The following is a 20,311-nucleotide window of genomic DNA, read 5'->3' as shown; positions in this document are numbered from 1 at the left end:
TATGAATCAAGATTTAAGAGATAAAAAAAGCACCTATGTTATTACAAGTCTTATTGTACTGGCTTTTGCATTTAGTTTTTGCGTACGTTTGATTTGGGTTTATCAGTTTAGCGACTATGAAAGTTTTAAATTTGCTGGGCAATTTATGATTAACACGAATGATGGCTATTTTTGGGCGGAGGGGGCAAGAGATCTTTTGTATGGCATATCGCAAAAACATGCGCTTTCTCCTGTCAATGAAGCGGCTTCATGGTTGACTTACCTTGCGGTTAAACTGTTTCCGTTCTCATTAGAAACAACAATTTTTTATATGCCTTCTCTCTTAGGCTCGTTAATTGTGGTGCCAATTATCTTAATCGCACACCATTTTAAAATGATTGAGATGGGGTTTTTAGCGGCACTTCTTGCTTCGATTGCGGTGAGTTATTACAACCGAACGATGATTGGCTATTACGATACCGATATGCTCAATATTGTTTTCCCCACATTTCTGTTATGGTCGCTGATTTTAGCCTTACGAACGAAAGAAGAAAAATACCTTTTAATCACAGCATTAGAAATTATTGCCTATCGTTGGTGGTATCCTCAAAGCTACTCGTTGGAATTTTCGTATTTTGGATTGATCTTGGCGTATGCGCTCCTCTTTGATCGGAAAAATATTTTTCATTTCAAACTCTTAACGATTATGCTTTTTGCGATGATGGGATTGCCAAATATAGTACGCTTGGTAGTTGTCATTGGCATTTATGTGAGTTTTAAAAAGAAGCATTGGGACACATACATCGGGTATTTTTTAGCGTTGGCTATAGCGCTCTTTTTTGTAACAGGGGGATTGGCACCGATTTGGGCACAGCTCAAAGGGTATGTTTTTAAAGATGCGATTGAGATGAGTCCAGACGTGCTACCGCTGCACTTTTTCTCCGTAATGCAAACCGTACGCGAAGCGGGTCAAATTGACTTTATCACCTTTGCAGAACGCATTAGTGGGCATACGATCACGTTTATTCTCTCTCTCATTGGCTACGTTTTGATGGTCAAAAAATACCCTGCGATGCTTTTAGGCTTGCCACTGTTAGGGCTTGGCTTTTTAGCCCTTTGGGGAGGACTTCGTTTTACGATTTATGCTGTGCCGGTGTGTGCTTTGGGGATGGCGTATTTGCTTTTTACATGTAGCGCTTATATCACGGGAGTGTTTATCAATGAGCGGCTTGGAGGGCTGGTTAAATCGAGCTTTGTGATCCTCTCAAGTCTTGGAGTTTTGTACCCAAACCTTTTACATGTAATCGATTATCGTGTGCCAACGGTGATGAATAAAACCGAAGTGGAACAGCTCGATTCGCTTCGAAACATTGCAGGTCGAGACGATTATATTGTTGCGTGGTGGGACTATGGCTATCCTTTGCGCTACTACGCTGATACGAAAACATTGATTGATGGTGGTAAGCACAGTGGCGATGTCAATTTCCCTGTGAGTTTTATGTTAACCAACGATCAAGAAAGTGCGGCGAAGCTTGCTCGTTTGGAAGTAGAATACACGGAAAAAGCATTTATCACGGCCGAAGAGAATGAGACCAAAGCTAAAGAGCAACAGTCTAAAATTATAAACAACACGGCTCAAATGAGCTTGGATTATGGTTTTAAAGATGCCAATGATTTTCTGGATGCGCTTCAAACGCCTCTTTCGTTACCGGCTAAAACACGCGAAATTTATTTCTACCTGCCATACCGTATGATGAGTATTTTCCCAACGGTCGCGCAATTTAGTGGTATGGATCTTATGAGTGGAAAGATGACGCGCCAGCCGTTTTTCTTTCAAACCTCACAGGTTAAAGATACAGGTTCTTTGCTTAATTTCAGCGGCGGTGTTGTGTTAGATAAAGCCAAAGGAATGCTTAAAATTGGTAATCAAGAAGTGCCTGTTAAAAACTTTATCCAAACAGCGTATACGCCTGAGTTTAAACTGGTTAAAGAGCAAACTATCATCCATCCTGATGGGCTTTTTTCGATTATTTACATGCAAGCGTACAATACGTTTTTGATTCTTGATGAAGCGATGTTCCGTTCGAGCTACATTCAACTCTTTGTGTTGGAAAATTATGACGAACGATTTTTCGAACCGATTAGTTTAGAGGCATACGCTAAAGTCTATCGGCTCAAAATTTAGTTACAATACGAAAAAAACAAAAGGGAAGCGATATGGTTATTCGTGAGATTCAGCAATTTTCTGAAGTTAGAACCAGAGCAAGAGCGTATTTGTGCTATCTCTTTACGCGCAATATCCCGAACCGTATGCCTGAACCCAATTTGGATGTCATCAGCGCGAGTTTAGATAAAATTGTCCACGAAGTGGAAGAGTTTGAAGCCCTTTATTTGCTGGATAACAAAGGCGATCAGGTCATCAATAACATCACCGATGATCCACACCGCAAGGGAGGACTGGGACAAAATCGTAGTGGCAAGTCCTATTATTATCGTGCTGTGCGCGAAAAACGTTGTGTTTTAAGCGACCCGTATCCTTCAACATTGACCAACGATTTAACAGTGACAGCCTCTTATCCTATTTATGATGAGCAAGGGATTTTAAAATTTATTGCCTGTATCGATGTCTCTTTGGAGCACATTTTAAAAATTGCCCACCCTTCGTCGTTACAGTCTGTTTTTGGAAAAAGTTCCCAAGTGATCTATACCGTTTTTTCGCTTTGCTTATTGGCGATAGCTCTTCTGTTACTTTTTAATGGGATGCGTAGCTTGTTTATGCATGGATTTGAGTTTAATCTTCTTGATATTAAAGCGATGTTTGAATCAACCATTTTGGTCACACTCTCTTTAGCCATTTTTGATCTGGTGAAAACGATCTTTGAAGAGGAAGTGTTAGGTCGAAATGAAAAAGATGAAGGTGGAGGCATGCACAAAACGATGGTGCGTTTTTTAGGCTCCATCATTATCGCCCTTGCCATTGAGGCATTAATGCTCGTCTTTAAATTTGCAATTATTGACGCGGCGCACATTTTATACGCGGTTTATCTGCTTGGAGGTGTGACATTCCTTCTCTTTGGGCTTGCGTTTTACCTTAAATCTATTCCGCAAAAGAGAGATTCATGATAGGATTGATTGATTACAATATGGGCAATCTTCGAAGCGTTACCAATGCGTTTGAAAAGCTTGGTGTTGCGGTTGAAATTGTCAAAGATGCTGACACGGTTTCAAAATTTGATAAGATCATTTTACCAGGAGTTGGTGCTTTTAAAGATGCGATGGGCTGCCTAAAAGAGCGAAATCTTGATGAGGCAGTAAGAGCGTTTGCTATTTCAGGCAAACCGCTTTTAGGCATTTGCCTTGGCATGCAACTGCTGTTTGAAAGCAGTGTTGAGTTTGGTGATTGTGCAGGGCTTGGTTTGATCGAAGGAGAGATCGTGAAGTTTGATACTTCACGGTTTGATCAACGTCTCAAAGTACCACACATGGGCTGGAATCAATTACATGTAAAGAAAGAGACACCTTTGTTTAAAGGGATGCCCGAGTCGTTTTACCTCTATTTTGTGCACAGTTTTCATGCGCAGTGTGATGATCAATACACCATTGGTAAAACAATGTACGGGTATGAATTTCCCAGTGCGGTTCAAAAAAACAATGTCTTTGGTTTTCAGCCGCACCCTGAGAAATCCCATGCCAATGGATTGGCAATTTTAAAGAATTTTGTGGAGTTATGATGGATATTTTACCAGCGATAGACCTGAAAGATGGCAAAGCCGTACGCCTTACCAAAGGGCTGATGGAGAGTGCTAAAATTTACTCGAATGAGCCTTGGGAAGTGGCAAAGGTGTTTGAAGAGATGGGCTCAACATGGGTGCATCTGGTTGATTTAAACGGGGCATTCGCAGGCGAGCCTAAAAACCTTGAGCAAATTGAAAAAATTCGTCAAAATTGTCGTTTAAAACTGGAACTGGGTGGCGGGATTCGTGATGAAGAGACGATTCGCCGCTATGTGGCGTTAGGCATTGATCGCGTCATTTTAGGTTCCATCGCTTTGAAAAACCCCGCTTTTGTCAAAGAAATGGCACAAAAATACCGTGTGGTCGTTGGTATTGACGCTATTGATGGGTATGTCGCCGTAGAAGGTTGGGCTGAAAAATCCACGATGAAAGCGACGGATTTGGCACGTGCGTTTGCCGATGCAGGGGTTGAAGCGATCATCTGCACCGATGTCGGGCGTGATGGAATGCTCAGTGGGGTCAATCTTGATTTTACACTTGCCATCGCAGAAGCTTCAGGCATTGCCACGATTGCGAGTGGAGGATTAAAGAATTTAGACGATATTATCTCGTTGAAGCAGAGCCACAAGGTTTCTGGTGTCATCGTGGGAAAAGCATTTTATGAGGGGAGCTTAGATTTGCGTGAAGCTTTTGCGTATATCGCTAAAGAAACGCTTTAAACTAAGTTCAAACTAAACTTGGTTAGAATTTAACCCATAGCAATAACTTAACGACAAAAGGAGTGACATTGAAGCTGCTTGTAGTAGATGATAGCTCGACAATGCGCCGTATTATTAAGAACACCTTACAGCGATTAGGATTTGATGACGTTTTGGAAGCAGAACATGGTGTGGAAGCCTGGCAGATCATGGAGCGCACACCGGATATTAATGTGCTGATTACCGATTGGAACATGCCTGAGATGAATGGGTTGGATTTGGTTCGTAAAGTTAGAGCTGAAAAAAAATATGAAGGTATGCCTATCATCATGGTCACAACTGAGGGTGGTAAGGCAGAAGTGATTACAGCGCTTAAAGCGGGTGTCAACAACTATATCGTTAAACCTTTTACCCCACAAGTTCTTAAAGAAAAACTTGAGGATGTTTTAGGTTAATTTGAATGGAAAAAACCTATAACGAACTTCAAATAACCCCGCAGAGTGAATATTCACTTTTTCTTGATTTTATTCTAAGTCTCAGCGATGAGGCTATTGAAGAAGCCAATGGTACGATTATCTTGCGCAGTGAAGAAGATTTGCAGATGCTTCTTTTTGGCGTGGAGACGTTTGCTCAAGAGTTATCCAAATCCTTAGGCAAAGAGATCAAGCTTGATACACAGCTTTTGGTGAAAGAGAATGAAGATTGGATAGCACAGTACCGAAACTCTGTACAACCTTTACATGTAAACGATTTTTACATTCATCCAAGCTGGGTGGAGGGCATTGCAGGTAAGAAAAATATTATTATTGATCCAGCCCTTGCGTTTGGCTCAGGACACCATGAAACAACGTACGGTTGTCTGATGTTATTGCAAAACTATGTCAAAGAAGGCAATGAACTTTTAGACGTTGGGTGCGGTAGTGGCATTTTAAGCATTGCGGCACGAAAATGTGGTGCCATTGTGGATCTGTGCGATACGGATGCACAAGCGACAGATAGCGCAACGGAAAATTTTAAGCTCAATCAAGAGCAGTTTAATCGCATTTGGACCGGTTCGGTTCAAAAACGTGACAAAGAGTATGACATTGTTGTTGCCAATATTATCGCGGATGTACTGATTATGCTCACCAGTGACTTGCAAAAAGCAGTCAAAGAGGGTGGATTATTGATACTCTCTGGCATTTTAGATAAATACGTCGATAAAGTAGAAAGTAAGTTTTCTTCGATGAAATTGGTTGAAAAGTATCAAAAAGAAGAGTGGTTTACACTCGTGCTACAAAGGAATTAGATGAGTCAAAATAATCAAAACGATAACAAAAACGAAAAGAAAAATAACTTTTTTAATCAAAATCCACTTTTAATGTTCGCAATTTTTGCCATTGTCATCGTCGTTTTATTTAAAAATTTTACGACGGTTTCTGACCCTGCTGTGGGTGCTACGTTTAGTGGGCAAAACAGCGCGACTAAAAATATTAGTTATTATGAACTCAAAGAGCTCATTCGCAATAATCAAATCAGTTATGTTGCCATTGGTCAAACCACGATCAAAGCATTTTCACCTGAAGGTGCTCAAAAAACAGTGTATGTGGTCAAAAAAGTGGGAGAAGATAGCACCCTTATTCCTTTGATGGATGAGAAAAAAGTGGGCTATGGTGGTTACAATGAGTCTAACATCTTAACCGAGATTCTGTTCTCATGGGTGCTTCCTGTCTTTGTTTTCTTTGGTATTTGGATGTTTTTAGCAAACAAAATGCAAAAAAATATGGGTGGTGGCATCCTCGGCATGGGAAGCAGTAAAAAGCTTGTCAATTCAGAAAAACCAAAAGTGAAATTTGAAGATGTCGCAGGTGTGGAAGAGGCCAAAGAGGAAGTGAAAGAGATTGTTGATTTCCTTAAGTTCCCGGATCGCTACATGAGTTTAGGCGCTAAAATTCCTAAAGGTGTCCTGTTAGTAGGCCCTCCAGGTACGGGTAAAACCCTGCTTGCCAAAGCGGTTGCAGGAGAGGCGAGTGTTCCTTTCTTCTCTGTTTCAGGTTCAAGTTTTATCGAGATGTTTGTGGGTGTGGGTGCAAGTCGTGTGAGGGATCTTTTTGAAAACGCTAAAAAAGAGGCTCCGGCTATTGTCTTTATTGATGAGATTGATGCCATTGGTAAAAGTAGAGCTGCGAACGGTATGATGGGTGGTAATGATGAGAGAGAACAAACCCTCAATCAACTGCTCGCCGAAATGGATGGCTTTAGCTCCGATAAATCACCGGTTATTGTCCTTGCCGCAACGAATCGTCCCGAAGTTTTGGATGCAGCACTTCTTAGACCTGGTCGTTTTGACAGACAAGTATTGGTTGATAAGCCCGATTTCCAAGGCAGGAAAGATATTTTAAAAGTACACAGTGCGGATATCAAGCTTGGTAAAAATATTGATCTTGAAGAGATTGCACGGTTAACAGCGGGTCTTGCAGGTGCGGATCTTGCTAATATTATTAATGAAGCAGCCCTTCTTGGTGGACGTAAAAATAAAGATCATGTAGAGCAAATTGATTTAGTTGATGCAGTTGAACGAGCCATTGCAGGTTTGGAGAAAAAAAGTAGACGCATTAATCCAGAGGAGAAACGCATCGTAGCGTATCATGAAAGTGGTCATGCTTTGATTGCGGAGACAACCAAGGGAGCGAAGAGAGTTTCGAAGGTTTCTATCATCCCACGAGGATTGGCAGCCCTTGGCTATACGCTTAATACACCCGAAGAGAATAAATTTTTAATGCAAAAGCATGAGCTGATTGCTGAAGTCGATGTGCTTTTGGGCGGTCGTGCGGCGGAAGAGGTTTTCTTAGGCGAAATTTCAACAGGTGCAGGCAATGACTTAGAGCGTGCAACAGACATTATCAAATCGATGGTCAGCATTTACGGAATGAGCGATGTTGCAGGATTGATGGTTCTTGAAAAACAGCGTAATGTTTTTTTAAATGGTGGAACTAGTAAAGATTACAGTGAAAAAATGGCTGAAAAACTGGATGAGCACATTAAAGAGACGCTTCAAGCGCGCTACGTTATTGTGAAGGAGCGTTTAGAAGAGTATCGTGAGTGTATTGAGCGCATTGTGTCCAAACTGAGTGAGTATGAGACGATTGATGGCGTTCAGTTACGTGCGGTCATTGAAGCATTTGAAATTGAATTTAACATTCCTTCAAAGCTCAAAGCTCCCCTCGTGCGACACGAGTCAAAAATTTCTGAAGAAGAACCTAAGACCGATGCGTAACGGGTCGTTTACTTCAACACACATTATTGCAAAAGAGGGATGGAACCAAGTCGTTTTAGCGTTTATGGTTTTCCTCCTTTTTTACGCACTCTCGTTTTTATCATGGGTGTTTTTTCTAATTTTTGCAGGAACACTTTATAGCTACCGCAATCCTGAACGTATTGCCGAAGAAGATGATGAGCGTTGTTTAATTGCGCCTTTGGATGGTAAGGTGACTGACATTTCGAAAATAAGTTTGAGTGATGGCAGTGAAGCGTTGCGCATTGTCATTCGAAAATCCTTTTGGGATGTGGGTGTTTTACGCGCACCGCTTGGCATGGAAATTTTAGAGGTCAAAAAACGTTTTGGGCTATTTATGCCCTCAACATCACCTCTTTTTGCCTCGATGGCAGAGCGCAAAGGGCTTACATGTAAAAGTGCTTTTGCCCCTATCAAAATGATTGTGAGTGCGGGTCTATGGAGCCAAAAGATTACACTTTTCTCCAAAATAGGCGCCTTTAAAGCGGGTGAACGATTGGGCTTTTTACGCGATGGAGAGGTGGCACTTTTACTGCCTCTTGATACGCGCATTAAAGTTTCATTAAGTGATGAAGTCAAAGCAGGGTCAAGCGTATTAGGCTATCTTGCGTATAAGGATACCGATGATAGAAAATAGCAATGGCAATAAACTCCAATTGATCTATATTTTCCCCAATCTCTTTACAGCAGCAAGTGCTTTTTTAGGTGTGATTAGTATTATCGCTTCCGCCAATGGACAATTTGAAAAAGCCGCGGTCTATATTTTACTCTCTCTCATTTTTGATGGATTGGATGGAAGGGTCGCTCGCATGACCAATGCTACGAGTAAATTTGGTGCTGAGTTTGACTCTTTGGCCGACATTGTTGCTTTTGGCGTAGCTCCTGCTATGCTGTTTTACTTTAGCGTAGGGCATATGTATGGCAAACTAGGCTCACTGATGTGCGCTATGTATGTCGTGTTTGGCGCGATTAGGTTGGCTCGTTTTAACATTATGATTGGTGTCTCTGAACCCTCCGTTTTTATCGGCGTTCCCATTCCTACAGCGGCGGTTGTTGTTTCCATGTGGATTTTACTTTACCGTGAACATCCCTTTATGCACGGCATTGAGTGGATTATGCTCATTGGTTTGGGCGTGCTCTCTTTTTTAATGGTGAGCAATATTCGCTATCCAAGCTTTAAGAAGATCGATATGCACAAAGGTCATTTGATCAAAATTTTGGTCTATTTGATTCTTCTTTTTTCAATGCTTTATCTCTATCCGATTGAAGTCGGAACATTTTTAATTACCGCCTATTTAGCGTATGGTCTGACGCGCGGTATTTATAACTTCGTCGTTGCCAAATTTCATAAAAATTAGTATAATACGCGTACTTTGAGGTAAAATTACTTTACCTCACGTATCTTACTTAAAGGAGAAGCGATGAACAGCGTTGATATTGGCATTATGAAATCGATCAAAAATTTACCCAAGATAGAGATTAAAAACGCTCTCCTGCAAAACCTCCTCTGCTTCTAACCCCTTTTTTACTTTTCTAATTTTTCAAACAAACCTACTAAGGAATAACCGATGAATAACCCTAAAATTATCATTTTTGATACGACTTTACGTGATGGTGAGCAGAGCCCTGGGGCTTCTATGAATACCGAAGAGAAGATTCAAATTGCGTTGCAACTCCAAAAATTGGGTGTTGATGTCATCGAAGCAGGGTTTGCTGCGGCGAGTCCTGGTGATTTTGATGCAATTGCGCGCATTAGTGAGGCGGTAACCAAGAGTCGTATCTGTTCGCTTGCGCGCGCACTGGATCGTGACATCAAAGCAGCGGGTGAGGCGGTAGCAAAGGCTAAGATGAATCGGATTCACACGTTTATTGCGACCAGTTCGATTCATATGGAATATAAACTCAAAATGACACCCGAGCAAGTGATCAAAAAAGCGGTGGAAGCGGTTCAGTATGCTAGAACATTTTGTGATGATGTCGAGTTTAGCTGTGAAGATGCAGGACGAAGCGATGTAAGCTTCATGAAAGAGGTGTTAGATGCGGTCATTAATGCGGGTGCGACAACGTTGAACATTCCCGATACCGTAGGATACCGTTTGCCCACAGAGATGGGCGCTATCATCAAATCGTTGAGCGAGTTTGTAGGAAATCGTGCGATCATCTCTGTACACAATCATAACGACTTAGGGCTTGCTGTGGCAAACTCTTTGGCGTGTATTGAAAATGGTGCACGTCAAGTGGAGTGTACGATCAACGGCTTGGGTGAGCGCGCTGGAAATGCGGCGTTAGAAGAGATCGTGATGGCGCTTCGTACGCGTAAAGATCATTTTAGTGGTTATGAGACGAACATCAACATTAAAGAGATTTACCCCACCAGTAAATTGGTCTCTTCCATTACGGGTATTGAGCCTCAGCCTAACAAAGCGATTGTCGGTAAAAATGCCTTTTCGCATGAGAGCGGCATTCATCAAGATGGCGTGTTGAAACATACTCAAACGTATGAGATTATGAGTGCAAAAGATATTGGATTGGATAAAAACTCGATCGTTCTTGGTAAACATTCAGGTCGACATGCGTTTAAAGATAAACTGAGCACGCTTGGATATGAGTTGAAAGATGAAGAGATCAATGAGGCGTTTGATCGTTTTAAAATTTTGGCCGATCAGAAAAAAGAGATTTTTGATGATGATTTGCGTGCCCTTGTGGCGGAGGAGATCACGAAAATTCCTCAGGTCTTTGACTTGGTACGTTTACAACTCTCTGATTGTGCACCTGGAGGCGTTCCGAGTGCGGCTGTGACTATTTTGCATGATGGCAAAGAGATCACCGATGCGGCGATTGGCAATGGCACGATGGACGCGATTTTTAAAGTGATTGATCGTGTGTGTGGGGTCAGTGGTGAGCTTAAAGATTATAAAGTGGACGCTGTTTCGCAAGGCAAAGATGCGATGGCAAGAGTGCTTGTAAAAGTGGTTTTTGATGAGAGCAAACCTGCAATTATGGGGCATGGTTTAAGTGTCGATACGATGCTAGCAACCGCTAAAGCGTACATTGGCGCACTCAACAGTTACATCTCGATGCGAGATAACTTACGAACCCTTAAAATGGGCAATGAAGAGGGCATTTAGCCTCTTGAAAATCTTTACATGTAAAGGTTTTTTCCTTTACATGTAAGCTTATCGTTGAATCGCAAAACTAAAATAATCTGAGATAAAACCAATATTTCCAATACTACGATACTGCGCATTGGCTGCTTCAAAATTTCCTATTTCTTGGTACAGCAATCCAAGCGCATATTTACTCTCCACATTACTCGGATCGGTCAACTTTGAGAGTTCCAAAAGAGCAATCGCATTTTCACTATGTCCTGCACTAATAGCCGCAACCGAGGCTAGAAAAATCGTATGGGTGTCTTTCTTCCCATAATCATCAATGAGTTTATTGTAAAGAGAAAATGCCTCTTCAAAATTGTTCGTATAGATCTCCATGTACGCAAGCGTTTGCATGATGGAAGGAATATCAACAAGTTCTTCTTCCATCTTAACCCTTACACTGTTGCGTTTTTGATGCAGTAAACCACCAATTTGAAGCAGTTTGATGTACTGTTCTTTCACAATTTTAGGACCAAAATAGAAGGCATCGTACTCCAAAGGCAGGCGGTTAAACTCCATTTGAATCGCTTTCGCATAATTCTTAATGTCCTCTTTGTTATGCTTTACATTAAACGCGATGATATTGGAAATGATATCTTTAGGGAGGAGTGCTTGAAGCTTTTGCGTGCTTAAGCGGTAGATGCGCTCATTATTCAGCTTGTGTGCTGCGATGATGTTGAGCATAAGACTCAGAGGGCTATCTTCTTTCTCTTTTTCAATCCAACGTGTAAGAGAAAAGTGGTTTCCATCGGTGAGGTGTGTAAGCGAAGCGTAAAGGTTATCTTTTTCCAGTGTCTGATTTTTGTTAATACTCTCTTTGACATCTTCAGAGAGTTTGGTGATGTCTTTGCCGATCAAATTTCCACTCATTAAAGCAAAAACACCGGCAAGGTAGTTATTGCTATCGAGATGGTAACTTTTAGAGAAGTTTTTATACGCTGCGGCATAATCGCCCATTTGTGCGTAGGTGAGGGCTAAATTGTAGTGCAAAATGGAGTGATTTTTATACTCTTCCACCATTTTTGCAAAAATATCATTCGCTTCGTAGACATGAAAATCGAGTGCTTTTTTGATCCCTTTGCTGATCGCAATATTGACTTTAGAGATCGTAGAGCTCGCTTTTAAATACGAAAGGGCAGGTCCTATCTCATCAATAAAAATATTCATACTGCCTTTTCGGATGTAATCAATCGTCTGCTTGGCATCAAACACTTTATACGGAGCATAGTAAAAGATAAGGCTATAGGTATTTTCATCATTGAAAAAGAGCTCTTTTTCAAACTCGATTTGCGCTTTGTCCACATCAAAAAGAGACGGTTTTAAAATAGCGTGCATTTTATAGATGGGTTGAGCATCCGTGTCGCGGACTTTGTAGACTTCGCCCATCAGTGAAGCGACATTACCGAGGTTGCCCATTTTATTTTCAACCATCGCCAATGCCATTTTAATTTTTGGATTTTCGCGGTCATTTTGAAGTGCTTTTAGCAAGGATGTTTTCGCTTTTGAAAACTCGCCTAGTTTTGCTTGCAAAAGACCAAGGGTAAAATAATCGCTCATTTTTTCGATTTTTTCAAGCGTTGAGAGGGCATACGCATTGTAATTGAGCGACGCTAATATTTTAGACGAGAGGTACTCTTGATCCTCTTTGTAAAAATCATTGCTCGGATGCGACACAGCACTCAGTGCTTCATAGTAAAAATCTTTATAGTAATGCACCAGTCCTACATAATAGGAGTAGAGTGGGGCGTTACTCTCCTCAGGCAGGTACGCAAAAGCAAGATCGATGTAATAGGTAAAAAGCGTGTTATCTTTCATCTCAAGTGCGCATACCGCAGCATTAATAGCGCTAATGGTACGGTGCTCTCTGTTTTGAATCGCTTTTTTAAACGCTTCTAAGGCTTCTGGGAAATTTTGTTCTTTAAGTTTTGCGACACCGATGTTGTAGTAGGAGATGGCTTCATTAAAGGTGGCAATTTTTTCATAGATTTTAAGGGCGTCATCTTTGTTTCCTTGCTCATACAAAAGATGCGCTTTTTTGATCATACCTTCCAATTTCGAAGGGGAAAATTGCTCTTTGAGCACAGGTTTTTCCACCACTGGCGCTACAGCCACAGGCGTATTGGCGGCTCTGTTTTTATTTTGGATGATGATTACAATGGCGATCATTATCCCAAGAAGTAGTATCGATCCCAAAATGAGTAAAATCAGCAATTTTTTCTTCGATTTGCTTTTTTGCTCATCCTCTTCATTTTGGACAGCAGAAGCGGCGGCTGTTTCTTCAGCGCCTTCCTCTGCTATCGGCGCAAATCCCTCTTCGTCGCTTGTGCTTAAAGGATCCGCTTCGAGGATAACGACTTCTTCTGCCATCTTACATGTACTTTTTCAAAACGTCTGGAATGGAGACAGTACCATCTTCCATTTGGTAGTTTTCCATAATGGCAATAAGCGTTCGACCCACGGCTAAGGAAGAGCCATTGAGTGTGTGCGCTAAACGGTTTTTACCCTCGTCTTTAAAACGAATTTTCGCCCGTCTTGCTTGAAAATCAAACGTGTTAGAGACGGAGCTAATTTCACGGTACCTATTTTGACCTGGAAGCCAGACTTCAAGATCCACCGTTTTGGCGGCACTAAAGCCAAGATCACCACCACAAAGCATCAAATGACGATGTGGAAGTCCAAGGGAGGTGAGAAGATCGGAGGCACATGTAAGCATCTCCTCAAAAACCGCTTCGCTTTGTTCAGGTGTCGTGATGCAGACCAATTCTACTTTGTCAAATTGGTGTTGACGAATCATACCGCGCGTATCTTTGCCAGCACTACCAGCCTCTTTTCTAAAACAAGCAGAATAGGCGGTCATTTTAAGAGGGAGTTCTTCTTTTGTGAGAATCTCATCTCTAAAAAGATTGGTCACAGGCACTTCCGCCGTTGGAATCAAAAAGAGATCTTCGCCCTCAATTTTAAAGAGATCATCTTCAAATTTTGGCAGTTGTCCTGTTCCCATAAGCGTTTCACGATTTACAATGTAAGGAACGGCGACTTCAACGAAGCCTCGTGTTCGGTTAAAATCAAGCATGTAATTAATCAAAGCGCGTTCCAGTCGTGCCGCTTTATTTTTCAACACACTGAAACGACTCTTAGCCAGTTTAACACCACGCTCAAAATCGATCCAATTTTGCGCACTGTCAATATCCCAATGCTCTTTGGGTGTAAAGGAAAAAACTCTTGGCTCAAGTACACGCTTGAGTTCTACATTGTCATTCTCATCTTCGCCATCAGGCACAAGAGGAGAGGGCATGTTTGGAATGATAGTGGCTAACGCTTCCAGTTTCTCTTCCAATGCACGTACGACCTCTTGCGCATCAGCTATTTTTGCTTTATTCTCTGAGAGTTCCGCTTTAAGCGCGCTAACATCTTTTCCCTCTTTCGCATACACACCAAAGAGTTTACTTTTAGAATTTTGTTCTGCTTGAAGCGGCTCTAAAACAAGACGTGCACTTTTAAGTTCCAACGAAATGGCTCGAAGCTCTTCTAAAAGGCTCTCATCGACTTTTTTCTTTCTGAGGCTTTGTGCAACACTTTCAAAATCATTTTGTATGAGTTTAATATCTAACATGCTTTCCCTTAACGATAAATTCCAACAAGATCACGAACAACACGCATTTTCTCAGAGGCAATGGCACGCGCTTTTGCAGCTCCCTCATCTAAAATAGCGAATACTTCCTCTTTATGCGCTACATAATAGGCTCTTTTTTCACGAGCCTGCGCAAAATAGTCCCAAATGAGTGTGGCAAGATACGCTTTAAAATGCCCATATCCCTCGCCACCTTTTTGATAGCGTGCCTGCAATGCAACTACTTCGTCCTTTTCCAAAAAGAGTTTAGCCAACGCAAACACGTTACATGTAAGATAATCTTTTGGCTCTTCCATTGGCGTTGAGTCAGTCACAATGCGTGACGTCGCTTTTTTGAGCTCTTTTTCGGTGCAGAAGATATCAATCGTGTTGCCATAGCTTTTGCTCATTTTAGCACCGTCCAAACCTGGAACCGTTGCCACATTGTCATCGACTTTGAAGTCAGGCACTTTAAAGATGTCACCAAACTCATTGTTGAATTTAATCGCAATATCGCGCGTAATCTCAACGTGTTGAATCTGATCTTTGCCCACAGGAATCACTTCGGCGTCGTAGAGCAAAATATCCGCTGCCATCAAAACAGGATAGGAAAAGAGAGAGTGATTGGCTGCGATGCCTTTTGCGACTTTGTCTTTGTAGCCGTGTGCACGTTCCAACAGACCCATCGGCGTGTAGCCAGAGAGTACCCAGTAAAGCTCCAACACCTCTTTGACATCGGATTGTGCCCATAAGGTCGCTTTGGTCGGGTCAATGCCAAGACTCATAAAATTAATTGCCGCATCAAGGGTATTGTTTTTGAGTGCCACGCCATCTTTAAGTGAGGTGAGCGCGTGGTAATTAGGAATGAAGATAAAAAGGTCGCTTTTTTCTTGAAGATCGACCATTTGCTTGATCGCACCAAAATAGTTGCCTATGTGAAGTGCACCAGAGGGTTGAATGCCTGTTAATACTCTCATCAATCTGTCCTACTCTTTTTCTGTTTTTAACTTTAGTACTGCAATGATCTCTTTGACGATCGCTTCAATGGTTCGATCTTCAACATCGATGATGATGTCCGCTTTTTCTTCGTACAACACTGAGCGATCTTTAAATAACGCTCTGGCTTTGGCTTCATCGGTCAGCAAAGGGCGTTTTGCCAGTTTAAGATCGGCATTTTCGTGTTGATGAAGTCGTTTGAGTATGCCATCAAACGAAGAGCGAAGGTAGACAATCGTTCCAATATCATCCAGATTGTCAACCTTGAAAAAACCGCCACCCGTGGATATAATGGCATTTTTGACATTTTTTTCCAGCCATTTAGCCGTTTTCTTCTCAAGTTTGCGAAAGTACGCTTCGCCATCCGTGTCAAAAATAGCCTTGATTTTTCGATTTTCCATACTCTCGATCAAATCATCGGTATCCAGCCCAAAACGTTTGGTTTTTTTGATCAGCGCTCTAGCGATGGTGCCTTTTCCAACACCCATAAAGCCAATCAAAACGATGTTTTTATTCTTAAGATTCAGCACCGTTCTCTTCCTGTTCGTTATCTCGCTCACCTTTTGCGCGTGGATAAAGCAAAATTGGAGAGCCCTCTAAATTGAAATTCTCACGCAATTTATTGGCAAGGTAGCGCTTGTAGCTAAAGTGCAAGGAGCGCGGTTTATTCATAACCAAAGCGATGCGAGGCGGTTTGGTGAGGTATTGGGTTGCAAAGTAAATTTTAACGATTTTAGAGTGATCGCTGGGGATCTGATGCTTAATAGTAGCATTTTTAATGATCTCGTTGAGCTGACGTGTTGGAATATGCTGTGAATAATTCGCATAGACCGATAAAATCATATCTTTGATTTTTGCGACTCTTTGCTTGCTCTTCGCAGAAACGGTGATCAGTGGCGCGTAAGAGAGAAACTTAAAGCGATCTCTGACCTCTGCGGTGATTTTTTCAAAATCAGCGAGTGGATTGTCCCATTTATTTAAGACGATGATACATGCCAAATGGTTCTCTTCCACCAGTCCTGCGATACGCTCATCGAGCTCTAAAAAAGGCTCACTCGTGTCTAAAACAAGCAGGGCAATGTTCGCACGCTCCAGCATCTCTTTGGTGCGCATCAGGGCGAATTTTTCAATGCCCTCGATCTTTCCACGTCTTCGAAGTCCTGCGGTATCGACAAAGTTGAGGATTTTATCTTCATACTCGATGCTCTCATCCACAGGGTCAATCGTTGTTCCTGCTACACTGCTGACGACGGCGCGTTGTTTACCAACCAGTGCGTTCAGAAGGGAGCTTTTACCGACATTGACACGTCCGATGATCGCAATATTGATTTGATTGGTTTCGACCTCTTCTTTGATTTCTTCGAGTAAGGGCTCTTCTTCATCGTCAACAACACCCTCATTGTCCCAGTATTCATCTTCATCGTCTAATGCGTCTTCTTCGCTCTCGTCCTCTTCTTCAATTGGAAGTGGTGTAGCGCCTTCAACCTCAGGAAGAAGCTCGCCGATCCACTCCAAAAGAGCGCTTACGCCACGGTTGTGTGAAACGGAGATGGGGAAGACAAATTCGGCTCCAAATTCATCAAACTCCCACGCACGCTCCATCTCTTTGTCGTTGTCGATTTTATTGATAACCAAAGCGATCGGTTTTTTGCGTGCTTGAAGGGCGTAAAAGATCTTTTTCTCTTCATCACTGGGGCGCATTTTACCATCGACCACCATCACGATGATGTTGGCTATTTTGGCAGCTTCCATCGACATCGTGTGGACATTTTCAAAGAGTTCTGTTGATTTGTCGAGTCCGCCTGTGTCTAAAAGAAGGCATGGTTTTTCGGTGATATAAACTTGATGCGATTTGATGTCGCGCGTTGTTCCGCTAAAATCAGACGTAATGGCGATGCGCTGTTTTGCGATACGGTTAAATAAAGAGCTTTTTCCCACATTGGGCAGCCCGATAATGGCAATTTTTTTCATAGTAACCTTTAGTACATAATTGACTTGATTATACTCTGTGTTTGCTGTTATTTTGGTAAACTCTCGACATAGAGCGTCTGAGAAGGGAAGGCGAACTGCGCACCGTTACGCGCGACTATCTCCATGATTTTAAAATTGACATCTTCTCTTACATGTAAATACTCTAACCAAACGGTTGTCTTGGTGAAAAAATAGAGGAAAATACTCAAAGCACTGTTATCAAACTCATCAAAACTGACTAAAATCGTCTCTTGGTGAATGTCAGGATGTTTTTTGAGCATCGCTTTAATCTCTTTGAGGATCATCTGCATCTGCTCTACGGAGGTGTTGTACGTCAGCCCCAAACGCGTTTTTACACGCCGTTTTCCCATGCGCGACCAGTTGGTAATTGGGGTATTGGCAAGGGTTGCATTGGGCATGCTTACCAGTGCTTGTGCGAAGGTGCGAATTTTGGTGGAGCGAATACCAATCTCTTCGATCATCCCCTCAACGGCGGGCGTTTCGATCCAATCACCGACTTTAAAAGGGCGGTCTGTAAAAATGACCAACGAGCCAAATAGATTAGCAACAGTGTCTTTAGCCGCGAGTGCAAAGGCTAAACCTCCCAGTCCCAAAGAGGCGACAAATGCACTCACATTGATTCCCCACTCTTGCAAAACCGCCATAATACCCAGCACAATGATCAGTGCGCGCATGGTTTTGATCATAAAATGTTGAATATCTTCGCTCAGTTCTTTGCCAAATTTAGAAGAGAAAAAATTAAAAATATTGGAAAAGCTATCGACAATACGGTACAAAATCCAAAAAATCATAAACGTAATAAAAGATTTTATCAGTAGATCAACGACCCGATCAAAGTTGGAAAAAGGAAGCCACAACGTCGCAATATACGCACCCACAAGAATGATTGAGAATTTTAAAGGCTCTTCAGCGACGAGGATCAGTTTATCATCGGTCGTCGTTTTGGTGCGTTTTGCAATGGTTTTAAAGGGTTTTAGAATGATCGCGGCAAGAATATTTTTAAAAAGAAGTGCAAAGAGAAAAATGGCAAGGGCAATGGTGATATGGGCAACGGGGAGTCCTAACAGTGTGTACTCTAAAAATGGCTGAAGATTCATCTACTCTCCCTAATCAAGATCGAAAAATCAACGGATTTTAACACAGAATTGATTAAGATAACGCACTTAGGATCGATCGGAGTTATTTTGGGACAGTTTATTGGCGGTATAAACAGAGGCGTTTTGTTTATGCTGATCTCCTCGTTTAGTTTTGCGTTTGATGGGGCTTTTGCTAAGGTGCTCAGTCAAAATATGGATTCGGTGGAAGTGGTCTTTTTTCGTAATGGCGTTACGATGATTTTTGTAGCCCTTAGCATCTTCAAACTTCCCATCAAACAAGTGGGTGGAAAGCCTTGGTTACTCCTTTTTCGAGCTCTCATTGGGTTTGCTTCCATGCTGGTTTTTTTCTACAATATCGCGCATATTCCCCTCGCCGATGCGATCACATTTTCACGAACCGCGCCTATTTTCACCGCTATTTTGGCGTTTTTCTTTTTAAAGGAGACCATTGGTTGGAAAGGGTGGGTGGCGGTTTTTATTGGCTTTATTGGCATTGTTTGTGTGATGAAGCCAAACGGACTCATGCTCTCCAAAACCGATCTCTTCGGACTTTTCAGCGGTCTGGGCGCCGCCCTTGCGTATACGAGTGTCAGAGAGCTTAATAGAGTCTACGATACGCGCGTCATTGTCTTAGCCTTTGTCTCAACAGGAACGTTTTTCCCCGCACTTTTTATGGTTTTGAGTGAATACTTTCACACACCGATGTTTGATTTTATGTTAGGAAAATTCGTTGCTCCTGTGGGGATTCAATGGCTTTATATTCTTTTGATGGGATTGTCTGGGGCGATTGGGCAAGTCTATATGACCAAGGCGTTTGCGACCACAAAAGCGGGAATTGTAGGGGCGGCTGGGTATTCGATTATTTTCTTTTCGCTGATTATTGGCGTGGTATTAGGAGATGGTTTACCAGATATTATTGGACTATTTGGTATACTCTTGGTCATTATTAGCGGCGTTATTGTCGCAAAGGAGAAAGAATGATTTTAATTGCAGGACCGTGTGTTATCGAAAGCAGAGACAGCCTTTTTAGGGTTGCAGAGAAATTAATGAGCTATCACGAAGATCCAACCATTGATTTTTATTTTAAAAGCAGTTTTGATAAAGCCAATCGTACCAGTATCGATAGTTTCAGGGGTCCTGGGATGGATGAAGGTTTGAAGCTTTTGGATGAAGTGAGAGCTCAGTTTGGGTATAAACTCTTAACCGATATTCACGACTACACCCAAGCCAAACCTGTCGGCGAAGTCGTTGATGTGCTTCAAATTCCGGCATTTTTATGTCGCCAGACCGATCTTTTAGTCGCAGCAGCGCAGACTAAATGCGTGGTTAATATCAAAAAAGGACAATTTTTGAATCCTGCTGATATGCGCTATTCGGTTAAAAAAGTGTTGGATACCAGAGGTGTGAAAGAAGAGGGCTACGAAGCCGCTAAAAAAGCAGGCGTATGGCTCACAGAGCGCGGTTCAACGTTTGGGTACGGCAATTTAGTCGTCGATGCACGTAGTTTTGGCATCATGCGCGAATTTGCGCCTGTCGTTTTTGATGCAACCCATTCGGTACAAATGCCAGGAGCTGAGGGTGGCAAAAGCGGTGGAAAACGTGAGTTTGTAAGACCTCTTTCACGCTCAGCCGCAGCTGTTGGTGTGGATGGTTTCTTCTTTGAAACACACTTTAACCCGTGCGAAGCACTTTGCGATGGCCCGAATATGCTTGATCTTGATGATTTAGCTTTGGCAATTAAGGATATTAAAACGATTCAAGAGAGCTTAAAGGCATAAG

The 20,311-nt window shown here is 42.1% G+C and carries 18 protein-coding genes; 12 read left to right on the top strand and 6 right to left on the bottom strand.

Annotation, left to right across the window (positions count from 1 at the left end; genetic code table 11):
* Position 1 precedes the first annotated feature (1 nt).
* The 10 genes from SMUL_RS12270 (at position 2) to SMUL_RS12225 (ending at position 10,813) form a co-directional block, all read left to right on the top strand.
* A complete protein-coding gene (locus SMUL_RS12270; RefSeq protein WP_025345551.1) occupies positions 2-2,164 on the top strand; it encodes an STT3 domain-containing protein in 2,163 nt (720 codons plus the stop codon).
* Positions 2,165-2,196: 32 nt separating this feature from the next.
* Complete coding sequence (locus tag SMUL_RS12265; protein WP_025345550.1) at positions 2,197-3,102, top strand: PDC sensor domain-containing protein; 906 nt, start codon at positions 2,197-2,199, stop codon at positions 3,100-3,102.
* On the top strand, positions 3,099-3,710 hold the full coding sequence (hisH, locus tag SMUL_RS12260; RefSeq protein ID WP_025345549.1) for an imidazole glycerol phosphate synthase subunit HisH: 612 nt from the start codon (positions 3,099-3,101) through the stop codon (positions 3,708-3,710). The genes SMUL_RS12265 and hisH overlap by 4 nt, the downstream gene beginning before the upstream one ends.
* Positions 3,710-4,432: a 1-(5-phosphoribosyl)-5-[(5-phosphoribosylamino)methylideneamino]imidazole-4-carboxamide isomerase gene (gene hisA, locus SMUL_RS12255; RefSeq protein WP_025345548.1), complete on the top strand. Its 723-nt coding sequence runs from the start codon at positions 3,710-3,712 to the stop codon at positions 4,430-4,432. Before hisH ends, hisA begins: the two co-directional genes overlap by 1 nt.
* Before the next feature lie 68 nt (positions 4,433-4,500).
* Positions 4,501-4,866, top strand: a complete 366-nt coding sequence (locus SMUL_RS12250; RefSeq protein WP_025345547.1) for a chemotaxis response regulator CheY — start codon at positions 4,501-4,503, stop codon at positions 4,864-4,866.
* A gap of 5 nt (positions 4,867-4,871) precedes the next feature.
* Positions 4,872-5,699: a 50S ribosomal protein L11 methyltransferase gene (locus SMUL_RS12245; protein WP_025345546.1), complete on the top strand. Its 828-nt coding sequence runs from the start codon at positions 4,872-4,874 to the stop codon at positions 5,697-5,699.
* Positions 5,700-7,667 carry an ATP-dependent zinc metalloprotease FtsH gene (ftsH, locus tag SMUL_RS12240; RefSeq protein WP_025345545.1) on the top strand — a complete coding sequence of 656 codons (1,968 nt, stop codon included), beginning with the start codon at positions 5,700-5,702 and terminating at the stop codon, positions 7,665-7,667.
* Positions 7,660-8,322 (top strand): phosphatidylserine decarboxylase, encoded by a 663-nt coding sequence (locus SMUL_RS12235; RefSeq protein WP_025345544.1) that lies wholly within the window; start codon positions 7,660-7,662, stop codon positions 8,320-8,322. Before ftsH ends, SMUL_RS12235 begins: the two co-directional genes overlap by 8 nt.
* A complete protein-coding gene (gene pssA, locus SMUL_RS12230) occupies positions 8,309-9,043 on the top strand; it encodes a CDP-diacylglycerol--serine O-phosphatidyltransferase (protein WP_038533397.1) in 735 nt (244 codons plus the stop codon). Before SMUL_RS12235 ends, pssA begins: the two co-directional genes overlap by 14 nt.
* Positions 9,044-9,253: 210 nt before the next feature.
* Positions 9,254-10,813, top strand: a complete 1,560-nt coding sequence (locus SMUL_RS12225; RefSeq protein ID WP_025345542.1) for a 2-isopropylmalate synthase — start codon at positions 9,254-9,256, stop codon at positions 10,811-10,813.
* Positions 10,814-10,861: 48 nt separating this feature from the next.
* On the opposite strand, the gene SMUL_RS12220 is transcribed toward SMUL_RS12225, so the two are convergent.
* Genes SMUL_RS12220 through SMUL_RS12195 form a run of 6 tightly spaced genes read right to left on the bottom strand, consistent with a single transcriptional unit; the run spans position 10,862 to position 18,532 of the window.
* The gene (locus SMUL_RS12220) at positions 10,862-13,204 is read right to left on the bottom strand and encodes a tetratricopeptide repeat protein (protein ID WP_025345541.1); all 2,343 of its coding nucleotides are present in this window, start codon (positions 13,202-13,204) and stop codon (positions 10,862-10,864) included.
* A 1-nt stretch (position 13,205) separates the two neighbouring features.
* Positions 13,206-14,450, bottom strand: a complete 1,245-nt coding sequence (serS, locus tag SMUL_RS12215; RefSeq protein ID WP_025345540.1) for a serine--tRNA ligase — start codon at positions 14,448-14,450, stop codon at positions 13,206-13,208.
* Between the two features lie 8 nt (positions 14,451-14,458).
* Positions 14,459-15,424: a tryptophan--tRNA ligase gene (gene trpS, locus SMUL_RS12210; protein ID WP_025345539.1), complete on the bottom strand. Its 966-nt coding sequence runs from the start codon at positions 15,422-15,424 to the stop codon at positions 14,459-14,461.
* Between the two features lie 9 nt (positions 15,425-15,433).
* Positions 15,434-15,970 carry a shikimate kinase gene (locus SMUL_RS12205; RefSeq protein WP_158506035.1) on the bottom strand — a complete coding sequence of 179 codons (537 nt, stop codon included), beginning with the start codon at positions 15,968-15,970 and terminating at the stop codon, positions 15,434-15,436.
* Positions 15,960-17,414: a ribosome biogenesis GTPase Der gene (gene der / locus SMUL_RS12200; protein ID WP_025345537.1), complete on the bottom strand. Its 1,455-nt coding sequence runs from the start codon at positions 17,412-17,414 to the stop codon at positions 15,960-15,962. Before der ends, SMUL_RS12205 begins: the two co-directional genes overlap by 11 nt.
* A gap of 47 nt (positions 17,415-17,461) precedes the next feature.
* A complete protein-coding gene (locus SMUL_RS12195) occupies positions 17,462-18,532 on the bottom strand; it encodes a mechanosensitive ion channel family protein (RefSeq protein WP_025345536.1) in 1,071 nt (356 codons plus the stop codon).
* A 129-nt stretch (positions 18,533-18,661) separates the two neighbouring features.
* Here SMUL_RS12195 and SMUL_RS12190 point away from each other — a divergent pair, with 129 nt between their 5' ends.
* Both SMUL_RS12190 and kdsA read left to right on the top strand, forming a co-directional pair.
* Entirely contained in the window at positions 18,662-19,513 is an 852-nt protein-coding gene (locus SMUL_RS12190; protein WP_084613132.1) for a DMT family transporter, read from the top strand.
* Positions 19,510-20,310 carry a 3-deoxy-8-phosphooctulonate synthase gene (gene kdsA, locus SMUL_RS12185; protein WP_025345534.1) on the top strand — a complete coding sequence of 267 codons (801 nt, stop codon included), beginning with the start codon at positions 19,510-19,512 and terminating at the stop codon, positions 20,308-20,310. The genes SMUL_RS12190 and kdsA overlap by 4 nt, the downstream gene beginning before the upstream one ends.
* The last annotated feature ends 1 nt before the right edge of the window (position 20,311 follow it).

This window comes from Sulfurospirillum multivorans DSM 12446, from assembly GCF_000568815.1.
GTDB lineage: Bacteria > Campylobacterota > Campylobacteria > Campylobacterales > Sulfurospirillaceae > Sulfurospirillum > Sulfurospirillum multivorans.
Note: the sequence above shows the minus strand (reverse complement) of the source record. Positions and strands in the feature narration are given on the sequence as shown.

What these genes read in the sequence shown, in the direction of transcription:
- SMUL_RS12270 (WP_025345551.1), top strand. Translation starts at nt 2, where the DNA reads ATGAATCAAGATTTAAGAGATAAAAAAAGCACCTATGTTATTACAAGT.
- SMUL_RS12265 (WP_025345550.1), top strand. Translation starts at nt 2,197, where the DNA reads ATGGTTATTCGTGAGATTCAGCAATTTTCTGAAGTTAGAACCAGAGCA.
- hisH (WP_025345549.1), top strand. Translation starts at nt 3,099, where the DNA reads ATGATAGGATTGATTGATTACAATATGGGCAATCTTCGAAGCGTTACC.
- hisA (WP_025345548.1), top strand. Translation starts at nt 3,710, where the DNA reads ATGGATATTTTACCAGCGATAGACCTGAAAGATGGCAAAGCCGTACGC.
- SMUL_RS12245 (WP_025345546.1), top strand. Translation starts at nt 4,872, where the DNA reads ATGGAAAAAACCTATAACGAACTTCAAATAACCCCGCAGAGTGAATAT.
- ftsH (WP_025345545.1), top strand. Translation starts at nt 5,700, where the DNA reads ATGAGTCAAAATAATCAAAACGATAACAAAAACGAAAAGAAAAATAAC.
- SMUL_RS12235 (WP_025345544.1), top strand. Translation starts at nt 7,660, where the DNA reads ATGCGTAACGGGTCGTTTACTTCAACACACATTATTGCAAAAGAGGGA.
- pssA (WP_038533397.1), top strand. Translation starts at nt 8,309, where the DNA reads ATGATAGAAAATAGCAATGGCAATAAACTCCAATTGATCTATATTTTC.
- SMUL_RS12225 (WP_025345542.1), top strand. Translation starts at nt 9,254, where the DNA reads ATGAATAACCCTAAAATTATCATTTTTGATACGACTTTACGTGATGGT.
- SMUL_RS12220 (WP_025345541.1), bottom strand. Translation starts at nt 13,204, where the DNA reads ATGGCAGAAGAAGTCGTTATCCTCGAAGCGGATCCTTTAAGCACAAGC.
- serS (WP_025345540.1), bottom strand. Translation starts at nt 14,450, where the DNA reads ATGTTAGATATTAAACTCATACAAAATGATTTTGAAAGTGTTGCACAA.
- trpS (WP_025345539.1), bottom strand. Translation starts at nt 15,424, where the DNA reads ATGAGAGTATTAACAGGCATTCAACCCTCTGGTGCACTTCACATAGGC.
- der (WP_025345537.1), bottom strand. Translation starts at nt 17,414, where the DNA reads ATGAAAAAAATTGCCATTATCGGGCTGCCCAATGTGGGAAAAAGCTCT.
- SMUL_RS12195 (WP_025345536.1), bottom strand. Translation starts at nt 18,532, where the DNA reads ATGAATCTTCAGCCATTTTTAGAGTACACACTGTTAGGACTCCCCGTT.
- SMUL_RS12190 (WP_084613132.1), top strand. Translation starts at nt 18,662, where the DNA reads ATGCTGATCTCCTCGTTTAGTTTTGCGTTTGATGGGGCTTTTGCTAAG.
- kdsA (WP_025345534.1), top strand. Translation starts at nt 19,510, where the DNA reads ATGATTTTAATTGCAGGACCGTGTGTTATCGAAAGCAGAGACAGCCTT.